The sequence below is a fragment of the Amycolatopsis nalaikhensis genome (assembly GCF_030264295.1).
Lineage (GTDB): Bacteria > Actinomycetota > Actinomycetes > Mycobacteriales > Pseudonocardiaceae > Amycolatopsis > Amycolatopsis nalaikhensis.
In genome coordinates, this window is the sequence record NZ_CP127173.1 from 9404816 (window position 1) to 9421238 (window position 16423).

At 73.3% G+C, this 16423-nt stretch carries 15 protein-coding genes; 4 read left to right on the plus strand and 11 right to left on the minus strand.

Annotated elements, in window-relative coordinates:
- Positions 1-5 precede the first annotated feature (5 nt).
- Entirely contained in the window at positions 6-467 is a 462-nt protein-coding gene (locus tag QP939_RS45625; RefSeq protein ID WP_285453068.1) for a M15 family metallopeptidase, read from the plus strand.
- Between the two features lie 3 nt (positions 468-470).
- Here QP939_RS45625 and QP939_RS45630 read toward each other — a convergent pair whose 3' ends face one another.
- The 8 genes from QP939_RS45630 to QP939_RS45665 are packed head-to-tail and all read right to left on the minus strand — an operon-like array spanning position 471 to position 9091.
- Positions 471-1772 carry an MFS transporter gene (locus QP939_RS45630; protein WP_285453069.1) on the minus strand — a complete coding sequence of 434 codons (1302 nt, stop codon included), beginning with the start codon at positions 1770-1772 and terminating at the stop codon, positions 471-473.
- A gap of 3 nt (positions 1773-1775) precedes the next feature.
- Positions 1776-2477 carry a VOC family protein gene (locus QP939_RS45635; protein ID WP_285453070.1) on the minus strand — a complete coding sequence of 234 codons (702 nt, stop codon included), beginning with the start codon at positions 2475-2477 and terminating at the stop codon, positions 1776-1778.
- Positions 2478-2492: 15 nt separating this feature from the next.
- Positions 2493-3587 (minus strand): NADH:flavin oxidoreductase/NADH oxidase, encoded by a 1095-nt coding sequence (locus tag QP939_RS45640; protein ID WP_285453071.1) that lies wholly within the window; start codon positions 3585-3587, stop codon positions 2493-2495.
- Positions 3584-4540 carry an amidohydrolase family protein gene (locus QP939_RS45645; RefSeq protein WP_285453072.1) on the minus strand — a complete coding sequence of 319 codons (957 nt, stop codon included), beginning with the start codon at positions 4538-4540 and terminating at the stop codon, positions 3584-3586. Before QP939_RS45645 ends, QP939_RS45640 begins: the two co-directional genes overlap by 4 nt.
- Positions 4537-4977 carry a cupin domain-containing protein gene (locus tag QP939_RS45650; protein ID WP_285453073.1) on the minus strand — a complete coding sequence of 147 codons (441 nt, stop codon included), beginning with the start codon at positions 4975-4977 and terminating at the stop codon, positions 4537-4539. The genes QP939_RS45645 and QP939_RS45650 overlap by 4 nt, the downstream gene beginning before the upstream one ends.
- A 16-nt stretch (positions 4978-4993) precedes the next feature.
- On the minus strand, positions 4994-6184 hold the full coding sequence (locus tag QP939_RS45655) for an FAD binding domain-containing protein (RefSeq protein ID WP_285453074.1): 1191 nt from the start codon (positions 6182-6184) through the stop codon (positions 4994-4996).
- Complete coding sequence (locus QP939_RS45660; protein ID WP_285453075.1) at positions 6184-7569, minus strand: MFS transporter; 1386 nt, start codon at positions 7567-7569, stop codon at positions 6184-6186. The genes QP939_RS45655 and QP939_RS45660 overlap by 1 nt, the downstream gene beginning before the upstream one ends.
- A gap of 31 nt (positions 7570-7600) precedes the next feature.
- A complete protein-coding gene (locus QP939_RS45665) occupies positions 7601-9091 on the minus strand; it encodes an aldehyde dehydrogenase (RefSeq protein ID WP_285453076.1) in 1491 nt (496 codons plus the stop codon).
- Positions 9092-9220: 129 nt separating this feature from the next.
- On the opposite strand from QP939_RS45665, the gene QP939_RS45670 reads away from it, so the two are divergent.
- Positions 9221-10957: a helix-turn-helix domain-containing protein gene (locus QP939_RS45670; protein WP_285453077.1), complete on the plus strand. Its 1737-nt coding sequence runs from the start codon at positions 9221-9223 to the stop codon at positions 10955-10957.
- A gap of 69 nt (positions 10958-11026) precedes the next feature.
- On the opposite strand, the gene QP939_RS45675 is transcribed toward QP939_RS45670, so the two are convergent.
- Positions 11027-11377 (minus strand): UBP-type zinc finger domain-containing protein, encoded by a 351-nt coding sequence (locus QP939_RS45675; RefSeq protein ID WP_285453078.1) that lies wholly within the window; start codon positions 11375-11377, stop codon positions 11027-11029.
- 216 nt (positions 11378-11593) lie between these two features.
- On the opposite strand from QP939_RS45675, the gene QP939_RS45680 reads away from it, so the two are divergent.
- Positions 11594-12940 (plus strand): glycoside hydrolase family 10 protein, encoded by a 1347-nt coding sequence (locus QP939_RS45680; protein ID WP_285453079.1) that lies wholly within the window; start codon positions 11594-11596, stop codon positions 12938-12940.
- A gap of 26 nt (positions 12941-12966) precedes the next feature.
- Positions 12967-14154, plus strand: coding sequence for a glycoside hydrolase family 62 protein (locus QP939_RS45685; protein ID WP_285453080.1), 1188 nt, complete (start codon positions 12967-12969; stop codon positions 14152-14154).
- Here the strand turns inward: QP939_RS45685 and QP939_RS45690 are convergent.
- Together QP939_RS45690 and QP939_RS45695 are read right to left on the minus strand one after the other, a co-directional pair.
- Positions 14129-15496, minus strand: coding sequence for a DUF6351 family protein (locus QP939_RS45690; RefSeq protein ID WP_285453081.1), 1368 nt, complete (start codon positions 15494-15496; stop codon positions 14129-14131). The genes QP939_RS45685 and QP939_RS45690 overlap by 26 nt on opposite strands.
- Positions 15497-15508: 12 nt before the next feature.
- Positions 15509-16423 carry a poly(ethylene terephthalate) hydrolase family protein gene (locus QP939_RS45695; RefSeq protein WP_285453082.1) on the minus strand — a complete coding sequence of 305 codons (915 nt, stop codon included), beginning with the start codon at positions 16421-16423 and terminating at the stop codon, positions 15509-15511.

Below are 16423 nucleotides of genomic sequence, written 5' to 3' on the forward strand. Positions count from 1 at the left end.
GGGGCATGACGCGACCGATCCACGGCCCCGCCGACGGAGCCGTCCCCGAAGACACGACGGTGTTCGACGACGAGGTCCCGGCGGTGGCCAACCTCGACCCGGCTCTGCTGGCCGCGCTGCGCAAGGCGGCGAAGGACGCGGACGTGGAGTTCAGGGTGAACGGCGGCTGGCGGTCCCGGGCGTACCAGGACGGCCTCCGCACCGCGGCGGTGTCCCGTCATGGTTCCGAGGAAGCGGCCGCGCGGTGGGTGGCGACGCCGGGGAAGTCGGCCCACGTTTCGGGGGACGCGGTCGACATCGGGCCCGCCGAGGCCCAGGCGTGGCTGTCGGAGCACGGCGCCGAGTACGGGTTGTGCCAGATCTACGCGAACGAGCCGTGGCACTACGAGCTGCGGCCGGAGGCCGTGGTGCACGGCTGCCCGCCGATGTACCCCGACCCCTCCCACGACCCCCGGCTGCGGGAGTAGCGCTCACCGCCCGCCGAGGCGCTCGGTCGGCGTCCGGTACGTCTCCGGGCCCGTCAGCGCCGCGAGCGAAGCCACCACCGCGACGCCGACGCAGATCCACACCGTCGGGTACCAGGTGCTCTTGCCCTGGCCCAGCGCCTGGGCCAGCGCCGGCGCGAACCCCGAGGCGAGCAGGCCGAGCATCAGCCCGACGGCCATGCCGGTGTAACGGACCCGGGCGGGGAACTGCTCCGGGTACCAGGCCGCGCCGACGACGACCGGCATGGTGTACAGGACGCTCATGCCGACGAGCCCCGCGGCGAACACCAGCGGGGTGTTCCGGGTGTCGATCGCGCCGAAGAGCACGAACAACGACAGGCTGGAGCCCAGGGCACCGAGCACGAACACCGGTTTGCGGCCGATCCGGTCCGACAGCCGCCCGGCCACCGGGGCCAGCACCACCGCGCCCAGGTTGCCCAGCGACACCACGGCGAGCATCACCGGCCGGGACACGGCTCCGGTGCCGGTCGCGTAGGCGAGGGCGAAGATGGTGAAGATCGTGCCCACGACGTTGATCGTGCTGCAGACCGCGACGCGAAGGGTGGCCACGCCGTGCTCGCGCAGCAGCGTCACGAACGGCAGGGGCGCGCGTTCCCGCATGCCCGTGAACACCTCCGGCTCCTCGAGCTTGCGCCGGAGCAGGTAGGCCACGAGCGTCAGCACCCCGCTGAGCAGGAAGGGCAGCCGCCAGCCCCACGTCAGCAGCTGCTGTTCGGGAAGGGCCGCGAGCGGCAGGAACACCAGGCTGCCCAGCGCCATCCCCAGCTGCATCCCGCTCATGGAGAAGCCGGTGTAGTACGCGCGACGGTCGTCCGGGGCGTGCTCCACGGTCAAGGACGTCGAGCCGGGCGACTCGCCGCCCGCGGACAGGCCCTGCACGAGGCGGAGCAGGACCAGCAGGACCGGCGCGGTGACGCCGATGGAGGCGTAGGAGGGCAGCAGCCCGATCGCGAACGTCGCGACCCCCATCAGGCCGATCGTCAGGACCAGGGCGAGCCGCCGGCCGAGCTTGTCGCCGAGGTGGCCCCACAGCACGGCGCCGAACGGGCGGGCGACGCAGGCGACGCCGAAGGTGCCGATCGACAGCAGCGTGCCGGTGGAACCCGCGTCCGGGAAGAAGATCCGGCCGAAGACCAGCGCGGCGGCCGACCCGTAGATCAGGAAGTCGTAGTACTCGAGCGCGCTGCCGAAGAAGCCGGAAACGGCCGCGCGGCGGACCTTCCGGGATCTCGCGACCGCGGGGGCGTGCGGAACGGTGGTGGACACGGGTCAGCTCCTGGGAGTGATCGGGTTGAGGCGGAGGGTCCGGGGGCCGTCGGTGGTGCCGAAGGTGACCGCGTAGAGCCCGTCGGGCCCGCCGTTGTAGGCGATGTCGACGCCGAGGTCCGCGGGCGCGACGACGTCGCCGAGCCAGTCCTTCAGCTCCGCTTCGGTGCCGCCGAGCTCGATCGCGGTGAGCCCGGTCCCCCGCACGTCGCCGGTGCCCGGTTGCGGCGCCAGCAGGCTGGAGTGGTTCGCCAGGTCGGGCACGTGGTAGAGGTTCGGCTTGCCGAGCAGCCACGCGTTCCGGAAGTCCGGCGCGTGCACCGAAGGAGCGCTGCCCTGCGCCGGAACCATCCGGACCTTGCCGCCGGCGATGTCCGCGGTCGGCGTGATCCCGCGGTGCCGGGCGAACTCCGCGACCTCGTCGAGGTCGTCGCTGCGCAGGCACAGTCCGGCGAAGCAGTCCCCGTTCGCGGTCTGGCGTTCCAGTTCCAGTGCCATCGGGGCCCGCTCGGCGATCATCCGGTGGTCGACGATGCTCTCCACCTCGAGGTAGACGTGACCGCCGAGGGACAGCAGCTTCTGGCCGAGCCCGAGACCGGGGAAATAGCCGCCGTCGGCGCTGCCGAGGCCCGTCGCCCGGCTCAGGTCGGCGGTGGTGCGGTAGAGGTTGTCCGACCAGACGGCGATGTGGTCGATGCTGATCAACGCGGCTCCTGTCGGTCAGGCCACTGTGGACGGTTCGGGTACCGCGCGGCCGTACTGCCACGGGTAGGCCGCGGCCAGCGAGCGTGGGTCGAGGCGGGCTCGCGCCCGCAACGGCCAGGACGGGTCGCGCAACGCCTCCCTGGCGAGCAGGACGGCGTCGGCGTTACCGCCGGCGACGATCGACTCGGCCTGCTCCGGATCGGTGATGAGCCCGACCGCGGCGACCGGCAGCCCGGGCACGGCGGCCCGGATCCGGCGCGCGAACGGCACCTGGTAGCCGGGCCCCACCGGGATCCGCTGGTCCGGGTCCAGCCCGCCGGTGGTGACGTCGAGCAGGTCGACGCCGCGGGCCGCGAGCAGCGGGGCGAGCTCGCCGGTCTCCTCCGGCGTCCAGCCGCCGTCCACCCAGTCGGTGGCGGAGATCCGCAGCAGCAGCGGCCGGTCCTCGGGCCAGGCCGCGCGGACCGCTTCGGTCACCCGCAGGAGCAGGCGGATCCGGTTTTCGAACGAGCCGCCGTAGGCGTCGGTGCGGTGGTTGGCCCGCGGCGACAGGAACTGGTGCAGCAGGTAGCCGTGGCCGGCGTGGATCTCGACGGCGTCGAACCCGGCCCGCACGGCCCGCCCGGCCGCCGCGGCGAAGTCCGCGACGACCCCGTCCAGGTCCGCCGGCGAGGCCGCGGCCGGGGTCGCGAACCCGCGGTAGGCCGACGCCGACGGGGCGAGCGCCGTCCAGCCGCCCTCCTCCGGCGGCACCGTGCCCCGGCCCTGCCCGGGGACGCGGGTGGAAGCCTTGCGCCCGGCGTGTCCGAGCTGGACGCCGATCGCGGTCCCGTGGTCGTGCGCGAAGCCGGTGATCCGCCGCCACCCCACGACCTGCTCCTCGGACCACAGGCCGACGTCGGCGGAGCTGATCCGGCCCTGCGGGGACACGGCCGCCGACTCGGTCAGCACCAGCCCGAACCCGCCGGTGATCCGGGCACCGAGGTGGACCAGGTGCCAGTCGGCCGGGACACCGTCGGGACCGGCGCTGTACTGGCACATCGGCGACAACCAGGCCCGGTTCGGCAGCTCGAGCCCCCGCAGCCGCACCGGCTCGAACAGCGCGCTCACCGGGACCGCCCCAGGAAGGCGCGGGCGTTCGCCGACAGCGTCGCGACGTCCAGGCCGCCGCCGGTGGCGAACCCGAGCGGATCGCGCTGGGCCATGTCGAACGGGTAGTCGCTGCCGCACACGACGGCCTGCTTCCCGGCCCGCTCGGTGAGCAGCCCGAGCAGCGCCGGGTCGTGGGTGACCGTGTCGAACCACAGGTCCCGCACCGCTTCGCCGGGCGGGCGGGCCGAATCGCGGCGGACGTCGGCCCGCGTCCGCCAGCCGTGATCCCACCGGCCGAGCAGACCAGGGGTGCAGCCGCCGCCGTGCACGAAGCAGATCCGCAGCCCGGGGAGGGCGTCGAGGACGCCGCCGAGCAGCAGGGCCGCGACCGCGGTCGCCGTCTCCACTGGGTTGCCGATCAGGTTGGCCAGGTAGTGGCCGCCCCACTCGGGCCGCGGCAGCTGCATCGGGTGCACCAGCACCGAAAGCCCGAGCCGGGCACACTCGCCGAGGACGTGCCGCAGGACCCCGGTGTCCAGTGATGCGCCGCCGAGCAGCGGCGGGATCGCGACCCCGGCGATGCCCGGCGCGGCCGCCAGCCCGTCGAGCCGCGCGGTCGCCGCCGCGGCCTCGTCCAGCGGGACCAGGCCGAGCCCGGCCAGCGCGCCACCGGACTCCGCGACGACCGCGCCGAGCGCGTCGTTGAACGCGTCGACGTAGTCCGGCGCTGGCCCGGCCACCGGGAACGCGAAGGGCGGTGCCGAAAGCACGCGAACCGCGATGCCCGCTTCGGCCATGTCGGCCCGGATCGACGGCACGTCGCTCATCGCGCGGGTGGCGATCGACAACGGCACCTCGCCGAGGTGCAGCTCGCCGTCGCGGTCGCGCAGCGGCCCGTACGGCGCGCCCGGCGGCAGTCCGAAGAGGTCCGCGGGCAGCCAGTGCGCGTGGACGTCGATGCCGCCGGTCACGCGCCCTCCAGCGGGAGCGGCGCGTTCGCGCTGTCGAGGTGCTCGACCGTGGTGAACACCAGCTCCGTGGCACCGGCGTTCTCGATGTCGTGCAGCAGGTACTGGCCTTCCGCGAAGGTGAAGTGCCGGGTCTCCCCCGCGGTGTAGGCGACTTCGCGGGTGGTGCCGTCGCTGGTGTGCTGGCGGCTGCGGCCGGCGGTCACGGCCGTCCAGAAGTAGTCGAGGACGTGCCGGTGGGCGTGCCAGCGTTCGCCGGGCGCGAGGCGGATCTCCCAGACGCGCACGCGGTCGTTCTCACTGAGCAGCCGGGAGCCCACCGCACCGTCGTGGGCGTGGGCCTCGAACTCGGCGCGCAGCTCGGGGCTCCAGCCCGCGAAGCCGGTGGCGACCAGCTCACCGGCCAGCGGCAGGTCGGACAGGAAACCGGTGTCGGTCATCGTGGTTCCTTTCGGGTCAGCGGACGGGGCCGTACAGGCCGAAGCGCAGGTTCGGGTCGCCGGGGGTCCAGGTGTTGTGGAACTGGGAGCGTTCGCCCATTTCCTTCACCCGCGCCAGAAGCCGGGCGCCGAGCTCGAGCTGCGCCGGCTCCCACTTCCGCAACGCGGCCGGGATGTCGCCGTCGGCGGCGGTCAGCGCGTCGGCCAGCGCCCAGGCGTCGGCGGCGGCCTTGGCGGTCCCCGCCGCGGCGTGCGGGCGGGCGGCGGACGCGGCGTCGCCGAGCAGGGCGATCCGGCCGTCGGCCATCTTCGCCGACCGGACGTCGGAGACCACCTGGAGGTAGGGCTGCTCGGTGGCCGTGACGACCTCCGCCGCGGCCGGCGCCAGCACCCGCGCGGCGGTCGCGCGCATCTCCTCGACGTAGCGGTCCTGGACCTGGCCCGGGTGCAGGGAGACGGTGCCGGTGAAGCCGCGCTTGTCGATCAGCAGCTCGGCCAGCTCGCCACCGGCGGGCACGTTGCGGTACCAGACGTAGTTCAGCAGCCGGTCCCGCGGCCCGGTCCCGGTCTCGCCGGGGATCGGGTAGAGCGTGATGTGCGAATGCGGGACGACGCTGTAGGAGATCGCGTCCGCCAGCAGTCCCCGGACGTCGGCGGGCAGCGTGTGCTCGGGCACGGTGCCGCGCCAGCCGACGTACCCGGAATACTCCATTGTGGACTCCGGGTCGAGCACCCGGCGGCCGACCGAGGTGATCCCGTCGGCGAACACCACCAGCTCCGCCGCCGCCTCGCGGCCGCTGACGAACCGGATCGTCGCGTGGTCGGCGTCTTGCGAGACACCGCAGGCGAATTCGCCGAGGTGGTAGTGCTCGGTGCCGAAGTCGGCGAGCAGCGCGCGGTAGAAGGTGCCCCACGACGTGTAGGTCCAGCGGCGCCGCTCGCGGTGCAGGATCTCGTTGCCCGGCCCCAGGTACTGGACGTACTCGGTGGCGGTGGACAGCGTCTCCGGGTCCTGGTGGCTGCGCTCGGCGAACCAGCGGACCGTGTCCGGCTGCAGCACGATCCCGCCGCCCCGGCCGTCGAGCGGGGTCGGGGTGCGTTCGAAGACGTCGACCTCGAAGCCGAGGTCGCGCAACAGCAGGGCGGTGGTCAGCCCGCCGATGGAACCGCCGATCACGACGGCGCGGGCGTGGGCGTAGCGGGACATCAGAGCTTCTCCTCAGCGGGGATCGCGGCACCCGGGCTGGGTTCCGGGGTGGGGACGGGGTCGGCGGGCAGGGCCAGGCCGCGGGTTTCGGGGGCGAACAGCAGGCCGAGCGCGCCGAGCAGGCCGACCCCCACCACGCAGGTGGTGGCCAGGCCGAGATCGCCGCCGAACCACGAAGCGGCGATGACCCCGGCGACCAGCGGGCCGGCCGCGGTGAAGTACCGGCCGATCCCGTTGTACAGCGCCATTCCGGTCGCCCGGACCGACGGCGGGAACAGCTCCGGGCCGTAGACCAGGATTCCGGAGAGCGCGCCGTAGAGGCCGAACCCGGCGACCGGGACCACGGCGAGGAACGTGCCCCAGCCGTGCGTGAAGGGGAAGAGGAACCCGACACTGACCGCGGAGACGGCGAAGCTGGTGAGGAACGCCCGGCGCCGTCCGATCGCGTCGGCCAGGAAGCCCCAGGTGGCGTAACCGAGCACCCCGCCGGCGTTGAACAGCATCGAGGCGGTCGCGACGCGGGAGTTCGCGACGTCCGGGGTGAGCGCGGCGGCCGCGGCGGCCTGCCGGATGACCTGCGGGTACCAGGTCGACACGCTCCAGAACGCCACCAGCGAGCCGGTGGCCAGCGCCGTGCCGACCAGGGTGGGGCGCAGCAGCGGCCGGGTGAGCAGCCGGGCGAGGACGAACCGGTCCTGCTCGGCGCGCTGCCCGCGGGCCCGCCGGGCGCGGCGGGCGGCGATCGTGCCGCGGATCTCCGGCGGCTCCGGGACGTGCCGTCGGATGAAGTACACCAGCAGCGCGGGCGCCACGGCGATGCCCATCATCAGCCGCCAGCCGTGGCCGCCGAGGACGGCGTAGGACAGGGCCGCGAGGAAGAAGCCCATCGCGTAGCCGGACATCATCACGCCGCACGCGCGCGCCCGGTAGCGGTTGCGCCACACCTCGGCGACCAGCGCGGCCCCGACCGGCGCCTCGACCCCGGAGCCGAGCCCGGCGACGAACCGCAGCAGGCCGAGCTGCCACCAGGTGTCGGCGAACGCCGCCAGCGCGGTGAACACGGCATAGGTCACGATCCCCGCGGACAGGACCCGGACCCGGCCGAAGTAGTCGGCGAGAATCCCGAAGAGGATGCCGCCGGTGCCCCAGCCGAACAGGAACAGCGCGACGGTCAGGCCGCCGTAGAGGCCGATGGTGCCGGTAGCGGGCCCGATCCCGCTGTGCGGCAGCAGTTCCGTCATGGCGGGGCCGAGGATCAGCGCGTACAGGCTGCCCGCGAACCCGTCGAGCGCCCAGCCCATCGTGGTGCCGGCCAGCACCAGCCACTGGGTTCGGGTGATGACGGTGCGCCAGGCCCCGGGCGCGGAGGTGGGGGTATTCGACATGGACGGCTCCTTTGCCGGAGGTCGAACGCGGTCAGTTGAGGCGGCCGGGTGCGGCGGAGCCGTACCAGTCGACGTCGTCGGCCGCGGTGCGCACGACGACGGTCTTGAGCCAGGTGAAGTCGTCGAAGGACTCCGTGCCGGCGTCGCGGCCGGTGCCGGACTCCTTGATCCCGCCCCACGGCAGCGAGGGTTCGAGCCGGTGGTGGTCGTTGACCCAGACCATCCCGGCCCGGATCCGGTCGGCCACGCGGTGCCCGCGGGCCAGGTCGCGGGTCCAGACCCCCGCGCCGAGCCCGAAGCGGTTGTCGTTGGCCTTGGCGATCGCGTCGGCCTCGTCGTCGAAGGGCACGACGACGGCGACCGGGCCGAAGATCTCCTCGCGGGCCACCCGCATGGCCATCGTGGCGTCGGCCAGCACGGTGGGCCGGACGAAGAACCCGCCATCGAAGGGCGCGGGCAGCTCCGGGACACCGCCCCCGGCGGCGACGCGGGCGCCTTCGGCGCGGCCGGCCTCGATCAGCGCCAGGACCTTGTCCCGCTGTGCCGCGCTGACCATCGGCCCGAGCTGGGTGGCCGGGTCCGACGGGTCGCCGATCCGGATCGCGTCGGCCCGCTTGGCCAGTGCCGTGACGAACCGGTCGTAACTCGCGCGCTGGACCAGGAACCGCGAACCGGCCACACAGGACTGTCCCGCCGCGACGAACGCGGCGAACGCCGCGCCTTCGGCGGCGGCGACGGGGTCGATGTCGTCGAACACGACGATCGGGGTCTTGCCGCCGAGCTCGGCGGTCACCCTGGCGAACCGGTGCGCGGTGGCGACGGCGGCCGCCCGGCCGGCCTCGGTGCCGCCGGTGAGGGTGATCTTGGCGATGTCCGGGTGCCCGGTGAGCCGCTCCCCGACTTCCCGCCCGCCGGTCACCACGTTCACCACGCCGTCCGGGATCCCGGCGTCCGCCAGCAGCTCCGCCATGGCCAAAGTGGACAGTGGCGTGGTTTCGGACGGCTTCACCACCACGGTGTTCCCGGTCGCCAGCGCAGCGGAAAGGCTGCGGGCCAGGATCAGCAGCGGGTGGTTGAACGGCGTGATGATCCCGCAGACACCGAGCGGGGCCCGGCGCTGGTAGGTCAGGTACGGCCCGTCGGAGGGCAGCACCGCGTCGCGCTGGGCGGCCAGCAGCCCCGCGTTGTAGCGGAACCACTCCGGGACCCGGGACAGCTGGGCGCGGGTTTCGGTGACGGGACGGCCGTTGTTGCGCGTCTCGAGCCGGTAGAGGTCCTCGGCGGCGGCTTCGATCGTGTCCGCGGCCCGCAGCAGCAGCCGGCCGCGCGCGGTGCGGGTCAGCGACGGCCACGGCCCGTCGAGGAAGGCGGCGCCGGCGCGGGCCACGGCCGCGTCGACCTCGGCGAGGGAGCTGTCGGGGACCGTGCGGACGACGGCGCCGGTGGCGGGGTCGAGCACCGGGCGGCCGGGGCGGGCGACGGGCTGCGCGTGGACGGGGGACGAAGAGGTCGTCGTCGACATTCCGGCCCTTTCTCTGGGGCGATCCGGCGGGTGGGTCGCTTCGGAGTCTGACCCAGGCCAGGCGGGCCCGGATATGTCGGCGAAGACATAATTCGACGTGGTCAGTGTCTTGTGAAACACTCAGCGCTCGTGGAGGACGAACACGAGCTGCGCGCCTGGCTGGCCGCGATCGGCACGCTGACCTCAGCCGTGAACGCCGGCCGCGGGTTGCGCGAGGTCCTCGACCTCGTCGCCTCGACGGCCCGGGAGCTGCTGGGGCTCGACTTCTGCGGCGTGCTGGTGCCCGACGCCGGCGAACGCAACCTGGTGATCGCCGGGTGGAGCGGGCTGTCGGCCACGTACGTCGCCCGGGTCAACTCGGACCACCCGGTCCGGCTGGAGGACGACGAACACCGCGGGGCGCCGTCGAGCCGGGCGTACCGGTCCGGCCGTCCGGCCGCGGTCAGCGACATCTCGCGCGAGCCGGGGTTCATCTGGGGCGGCGTCGCGCACGACCAGGACTACCGGTCGATGCTGTCGGTCCCGCTCGTCACGGCGTCCGGCGTCATCGGCACGCTCAACAGCTACCGCTCGGCGGTGCACGAGTTCGACACCGAGGAAACCGGGCGCCTGCAGCTGCTCGCCGAGCACGCCGCGATCGCGATCACCTCCGCCCGGCTCGTCGAGGACCTGCGCGAGCAGCACGAGCTGGTGACGCGCTCGGAGCGGATCCACGAGCGCCTGCTCCGGGTGGCCGTCCGCGTCGGCGGTATGCCGGGGATCGCGGCCGCCCTCCACGACCTGCTCGACACGGCGGTGGTCCTGCAGGACGCGCGCGGCGAGGTGCTGGCCGCCGCCGGGCCGCCCGCCGAGCCACCCGGGTCAGGTTGGCCGGCGACGGCGCCGGGTCCCGAGCTGGTCCGCGAGCAGGACGGTCACGTCGTCGCCGACGTCGTGCTCTCCGGCGAGGTCCCGGCGCGCGTCTGGCTCCCCGGCCACCCCGGCCCGCTGTCCACAGTGGATCGGCGGGCCCTGGAGCACGCGTCGGTGGTGCTGTCGCTCGAGCTGCTCCGCCGCCGGACGGCGCTCGAGGTCGAGCAGAACCTGCGCGGCGAGCTGCTGGCCGAGCTGCTCGGCGGCGCCGACCCCCGCGCGGACGCGCTCCGCGACCGCGCCCGTCTGCTCGGCCACGACCTGACGCGGGCGCACCGGGCGCTGGTCGGCTGGATCGAAACGACGGGCCGGGGCAGCGCGGCGCTGGCCCGCCGTCGTGCCACGGACGAAGCGAACCGGCTGGCGTCCACGATCACCCCGCGCCCCTTGGTCGCCCAGCACCGCGACGCGGTCGTGGCGCTGTGGCCGGAGTCGGCGACGGGCCCGCGGGCCGCGGAGGCGTTGCGCAGGGCGCTGGCCGCGGCGGTCGGCGTCGCGTCCGCGACGGTCGCGGTGTCCGAGCCCACCGACCACGAGTTCGCCGAGGCGTACCGCACCGCGCGGGGCGCACTGGCGGTCGCGGGGTACGGCGGCGGCGTCGTCACCCTGGACGGGCTGGGCGTGGCGGGTCTGCTGCTGCGGCTCGGCGACCCGGAGCCCCTGCGGGGGTACGCCGAGCGCACGCTCGGCCCGTTGCTCCGGCACGACGAGCAGCACGGAACGGCACTGGTGGAGACCCTGCGCGCGCACCTGGCGAACCGCCTCGACCGGTCCGCGACGGCCCGGGCGCTGGTGCTGCACCCCAACACGATCAGCCAGCGGCTCCGCCGCATCGAGACCTTGACGGGCCTGGACCTCCGCGACCCCGCGGCGGCCATCGAGGCGCGCTCGGCGTTGACGGTCCTGGACGTCGCCCACGGCCTGTCGCGGCAGGACTCGGCTCGGCGGTCGTGAGTGGCGATTCGGGTTCTAACCCGAATCGCCACTCACGACCGGCCAGGGTGACCGGGGCTCGGGACCGGCTCACTGGTGCAGGCGCTGCGCCCAATCCGCCGGAACCCGCTCCGCCGGACCCGGCGCGGTCTGGTTGAGCGGCCGGTGCTGCGGCCCGGCCAGCTCGGGCCCGGACTCGTACAGCACCTCCTCGCCGTAGTCCCAGAACCACTCCTCGCCCGGCTCGAAGCTGCGGGCGACCCGGTGTCCCGTGCCCGCCGCGTGGGCGCTCGCGTGCTGGCCCGGTGAGGAGTCGCAGCAGCCGATGTGGCCGCACTCCGCGCAGCGGCGCAAGTGGAACCACCAGCCCTGGGGGCTCGCCGCGTCGCAGTCCGCGCAGCCCGTGCCGCTCGGGGGCACCGAGGGGTCTACTCCTTGCATGCGCACTCCTCTGCTCGGCTCCGGCGGCCGAACGCGACTCTAGCCCGAACCTCCGCAGCCCGCCCCGGGGGACGGCCGCCCGGTGAAACTTTCGGGATGTCACCGGAAAAGACGCGAACTCTTTGCTCCGCCGTTCCCCTGTGGTTTCATCGAACACTGAGAGCGCTCCCAGCCGAGATCCCCGTCCGGAACTGTTAACGCTAACAAGGACTCCCCATGAGACTGACACTGTCCCGCGCGGCGCTCGCCTCGACGATGCTGGCGGCAACACTCGGCGCCTCGCTGCTCCTCGCCACCTCCGCCGGCGCGGCCACGACGCTCGGCGCGTCGGCCGCCCAGACCGGCCGGTACTTCGGTACCGCCGTCTCGGCCGGGAAGCTCGGCGATTCGACCTACGTGAGCATCCTCGACCGCGAGTTCACCATGGTCACCCCGGAAAACGAAATGAAGTGGGACGCCACCGAGCCGAACCGGAACCAGTTCACCTACACCGGCGGCGACCGCATCCTCAACCAGGCGGTGAGCACCGGCAAGCGGGTCCGCGGGCACGCGCTGCTGTGGCACCAGCAGCAACCGGGCTGGGCCCAGAGCCTCAGCGGGTCCGACCTGCGCCAGGCCGCGATCAACCACGTCACCCAGGTCGCCACCCACTACAAGGGCAAGATCTACGCCTGGGACGTCGTCAACGAGGCCTTCGCCGACGGCGGCAGCGGCGGACGGCGCGACTCCAACCTGCAGCGCACCGGCAACGACTGGATCGAGGCCGCCTTCCGGGCCGCGCGCGCCGCCGATCCCGGCGCCAAGCTCTGCTACAACGACTACAACACCGACGGCGTCAACGCGAAGAGCACCGGCATCTACAACATGGTGCGCGACTTCAAGGCCCGCGGGGTCCCGATCGACTGCGTCGGCTTCCAGTCCCACCTGAGCAACTCCGCGCCGAGCGACTACCAGGCCAACCTCCAGCGGTTCGCCGACCTCGGCGTGGAGGTGCAGATCACCGAGCTGGACATCTCCGGCTCGAACCAGGCCAACGCCTACGCCGCCGTCACGCGCGCCTGCCTGGCCGTCGCCCGCTGCGCCGGGATCACCGTCTGGGGCATCCGCGACACCGACTCGTGGCGCACCGGCGAGAACCCGCTCCTGTTCGACGGCAACGGGAACAAGAAGGCCGCCTACACCAGCGTTCTCGACGCCCTCAACGCCGGCGGCACCACGACCACGCCCACCACGCCGACCACCACCCCCACCACGCCGACGACCCCGGCGGGGAACGGCTGCACCAGCTCGGTCTCACTCAACTCCTGGAACGGCGGGTTCGTGGCCACGATCCGGGTCACCGCGGGCTCCAGCGCCCTCTCCGGCTGGACCGTGACGACGACCCTGCCCTCCGGCGCGGCCGTCACCAACGGCTGGAACGCCACCAACACCGGCACCAGCGGCAGCGTCGCCTGGAGCAACGTCTCCTACAACGGCAGCGTCGCGGCCGGGCAGTACACCGAGTTCGGTTTCCAGGGCACCGGCGGCGCAGACGGCATCACCTCGACCTGCGCGGCCCGCTGATGCCCCCGACGGCCAGGAGGAAAACCATGGTCCCCGCACGCCACCGAACGGCACTGGCGGCGGCCACCGCGGTCGTCGCCGGGATGGCCGCGACCCTGCTCGCCGTGTCCTCGCCCGCCGCGGCCGCGGCGGGCTGCTCGGCCACCGGCTCCGCCCGCGACGCGACGACCCCGTTGGGAGGCAAGGTGAAGTTCGGCCCGGCCGACGCCACGCCGTGCACCGGCCCGACGACCAAGCCCAGGCCACCGCGGCCGGGCGGCCTGCCCGCGAGCTTCCGGTGGTCGTCGTCCGGCGTCCTGATCGCGCCGAAGCCCGATGCGACGCACGCGAACGTCGCCGTGAAAGACCCGAGCGTCATTCACCACGGCGGCAAGTACCACGTGTTCGCCTCGACCTACACCGAGGGCTACAACCTGATGTACACCAGTTTCAGCGACTGGTCGCAGGCGTCGAGCGCACCGCACCACTACCTCGACCGCTCGGCCATCGGCACGGGCTACCGCGCCGCGCCGCAGGTGTTCTACTTCGCCCCGCAACGGTTGTGGTACCTCGTCTACCAGACCGGCGCGGGCGGCTCGTACTCGACGACCAGTGACATCAACCGCCCGGAAACCTGGTCCGCGCCGAAGAACTTCTACTCGTCGATGCCGCAGATCATCCGCGACAACATCGGCAACGGCTACTGGGTCGACTTCTGGACCGTCTGCGACCGCGCGAAGTGCTACTTGTTCTCCTCCGACGACAACGGCCACCTCTACCGATCCGAAACCAGCGTCGCCGACTTCCCCAACGGCTTCACCAACACCGTGATCGCCATGAGCGACCCGGACCGGTTCCGCCTGTTCGAGGCGTCCAATGTGTACAAGATCGCGGGGAAGCACCAGTACCTGCTGATCGTCGAGGCGATCGGGACGGACGGGCGCCGGTACTTCCGGTCCTGGACCGCTCCCGCGATCACCGGCCCGTGGACCGCGCTCGCCGACAGCGAGAGCAATCCGTTCGCCCGGGCGAACAACGTCACCTTCCCGGCGGGTGCGTGGACCCGCGACATCAGCCACGGCGAGGTGGTGCGCACCAACCCGGACCAGACCATGGAGATCAGCCCCGGCAAGCTGAACTACCTCTACCAGGGCCTGGACCCGGACGCCGGGGGTGACTACAACCTCCTGCCGTGGCGCCTCGGCCTGCTCACCCAGTCGAACTCGCCGTGCTGACGGCCGGGTAGGGGCGGTTGAAGTGCGGAGGGACGAAGTCGAGGTAGCGTCCCTCCGCACCCGCCAGCGCGTTCATCGCCCGGGGTGAGGTGTCCGGCCAGTGCCCGGTCCGCAGCCGGGTCAGCACCTGGTCGACGGCGGCCTGCTGTTCACCGGTGGTGAAGGTGCAGTGCCCGGCCGTCTGCACATACGTCTGCCGGAGCAGCGGCGCGTGGCCGGCCTGGCGGACCAGGGCGCCGTAGGACTGCTGCTGGGCGACGGTCGAGATCTGGTCGCCGGTGGCGTTGACCGTGAGCACCGGGATGCGCAGGTCGCCGGTGAACACGATGCCCCGCTCCAGGTACGCGACGGCGGTGGGGTCGGCGCTGAGGCGGGGTTCGGCGGCGAGCCGGGCGAGGTCGTCACGCAGGTCGAGCCCTGCGCGCGCGTAAAGCCGCCGCACGGCGTTCTGCTGGCTCGGCGCGGCCGTGGTGAACTGGCGCGCGTAGTCCACTCCCGTGTTCCACGACGGGTTCCCGCCCGCGAGCTGCTCGATCGTCCGGCGGCTGCTGACCGCCTGCCCGAGGTACGGCAGCGGGCCGCCCGCGAGCGCCAGGAACATCCCCTGTTCGACGCCGTCGGCGTCGCGGTCGTCCGGGACCGGGGGTGTCGTGCCGTCGGGGGCGACACCCCAGCCGGGCAGCTGGCCGATCGCCGACGCCAGCGCGATGCGGGCCTTGCCCTCGGCTGTGGCCTGGGCCGACTGCACCGCCGACAGCCAGCGCTGCTGGGTGCCGGGCACGTCGGCGGGCAGGCCGGTCACGGGCAAGTCAGAGCCGGGGAACAGCAGGGTCTTGAGCGTGAAGACGGTGTCGAGCTTCTGGTTCCACTGCCCCACCGAGCCGCCGAGGCCACCGCACATCGGGACGGCGGCGTCGAAGCGGCCGGGATACACCTGCGCGACGCCGGCGGCGACCATCCCACCCATCGACCGGCCTTCGGCGATGGCGTAGCGGGCCGCGCCGAACGCGGTTTCGAAGCGGTCGAGCGCGGCGGCCTGGTTGTCGATGGCGTGCGCGATGTTCCAGCTGCTGATCGCGCGGGTGGTGCCGCCGACCGCGTAGCCGCGGTCCAGGAGGCTCTTCGTGAGCGGGCTGGCCAGGCCGCCCGCGGCGAAGTCGAGGTCCACCAGCACCGCGCCGTTCCACCGGGCGGGTTTGGCGAAGGTGTACGGCGTCCCGTCGGGCAGCTGCCCGTCGGTGCAGCTCGCCGAGACGTCCGGGCAGGGCGTCCCGGCCGCGTGCGCGGTCGCGGGGACCGCGGCCATGAGGACCGCGGCCACGGCCAAGGGGAGGAATCGCATGGACGGCTCCTGTCAGAAGTTCTTGCTGGTGACGGTCCAGCCAGCGGTGGCGCACAAGCCGCAGCTCGCGCCGAGGAAGTAGTCCCGCGCGGTGCGGGTGCCGTTGAGGGTGAAGTCGAACCAGTTGACGAACACGCCGACGGCCTCTTCGCGGACGCTCGGGTCGGGGTTGCCGTCGCGCTGGCCGTAGACGAACCCGGTGTGCCCGGCGGCCGGGTTGGTGGCACGGACCGCGGGCACGGTGACGAGGTCGTAGTTGGCCCCGCTGTTGGGGTAGGCGACGTCGGCCGGGCCGCCGTCGACGAACAGCGTGGGCGTGTGCAGGTTCCGCAGGTTTTCGCGGCCGTAGCCGAGGGTGCCGTCGGCGAAGAACCCGCTGTCCAGGGACAGCACGGACTTCACCCGCGGGTCCGCGCCCGCGACAAGCGCTTCGAGGCCGCCGCAGGAGTGCCCGGTGACGCCGATCCGCCGCGGGTCGAGGCGGTCGCGCAGGGCGCTGCCGGGGCGGCGGTTCTCCCGTTCGGCCCACGTGATCGCGTCGGTGATCACCTTCGGGACCGGGGTGCCGTTCTCGGTGAGCGCGGGCTGGTCGAACCCGCCGACGGCCACGACGACGAACCCGTGCGCGGCCAGCAGGGTTTCCAGGGTGAGCAGCTCGTCGTTGCTCGTGTGGCGGCAGGCGCCGTTGCCGAACACCACGACGGGCAGCCGGGCGCGGCCGCGGTCGAGGTCGGCGGGCCGGTAGACGGTGTACTCGGCGGCGTAGTCCCCGGTCTTGGCGGCGGCTTCGCGCACCACGGGGTGGAACACCTCGGACGCGGGCGGGGCCGCGGGTTCCGCTTCCGGTGTCCCGGGAAAGACGGCCGCCGCCGCGACCGCGACGAGAGCCGTCAGCACGGCGACGAGCAAAGGTTTGCGCGATGCCAT

Bases quoted from the DNA above. Each gene is read 5' to 3' on its own strand.
- QP939_RS45660 (WP_285453075.1), bottom strand. From the start codon at position 7,569: ATGTCGAATACCCCCACCTCCGCGCCCGGGGCCTGGCGCACCGTCATC.
- QP939_RS45650 (WP_285453073.1), bottom strand. From the start codon at position 4,977: ATGACCGACACCGGTTTCCTGTCCGACCTGCCGCTGGCCGGTGAGCTG.
- QP939_RS45665 (WP_285453076.1), bottom strand. From the start codon at position 9,091: ATGTCGACGACGACCTCTTCGTCCCCCGTCCACGCGCAGCCCGTCGCC.
- QP939_RS45655 (WP_285453074.1), bottom strand. From the start codon at position 6,184: ATGTCCCGCTACGCCCACGCCCGCGCCGTCGTGATCGGCGGTTCCATC.
- QP939_RS45680 (WP_285453079.1), top strand. From the start codon at position 11,594: ATGAGACTGACACTGTCCCGCGCGGCGCTCGCCTCGACGATGCTGGCG.
- QP939_RS45625 (WP_285453068.1), top strand. From the start codon at position 6: ATGACGCGACCGATCCACGGCCCCGCCGACGGAGCCGTCCCCGAAGAC.
- QP939_RS45695 (WP_285453082.1), bottom strand. From the start codon at position 16,423: ATGGCATCGCGCAAACCTTTGCTCGTCGCCGTGCTGACGGCTCTCGTC.
- QP939_RS45685 (WP_285453080.1), top strand. From the start codon at position 12,967: ATGGTCCCCGCACGCCACCGAACGGCACTGGCGGCGGCCACCGCGGTC.
- QP939_RS45675 (WP_285453078.1), bottom strand. From the start codon at position 11,377: ATGCAAGGAGTAGACCCCTCGGTGCCCCCGAGCGGCACGGGCTGCGCG.
- QP939_RS45690 (WP_285453081.1), bottom strand. From the start codon at position 15,496: ATGCGATTCCTCCCCTTGGCCGTGGCCGCGGTCCTCATGGCCGCGGTC.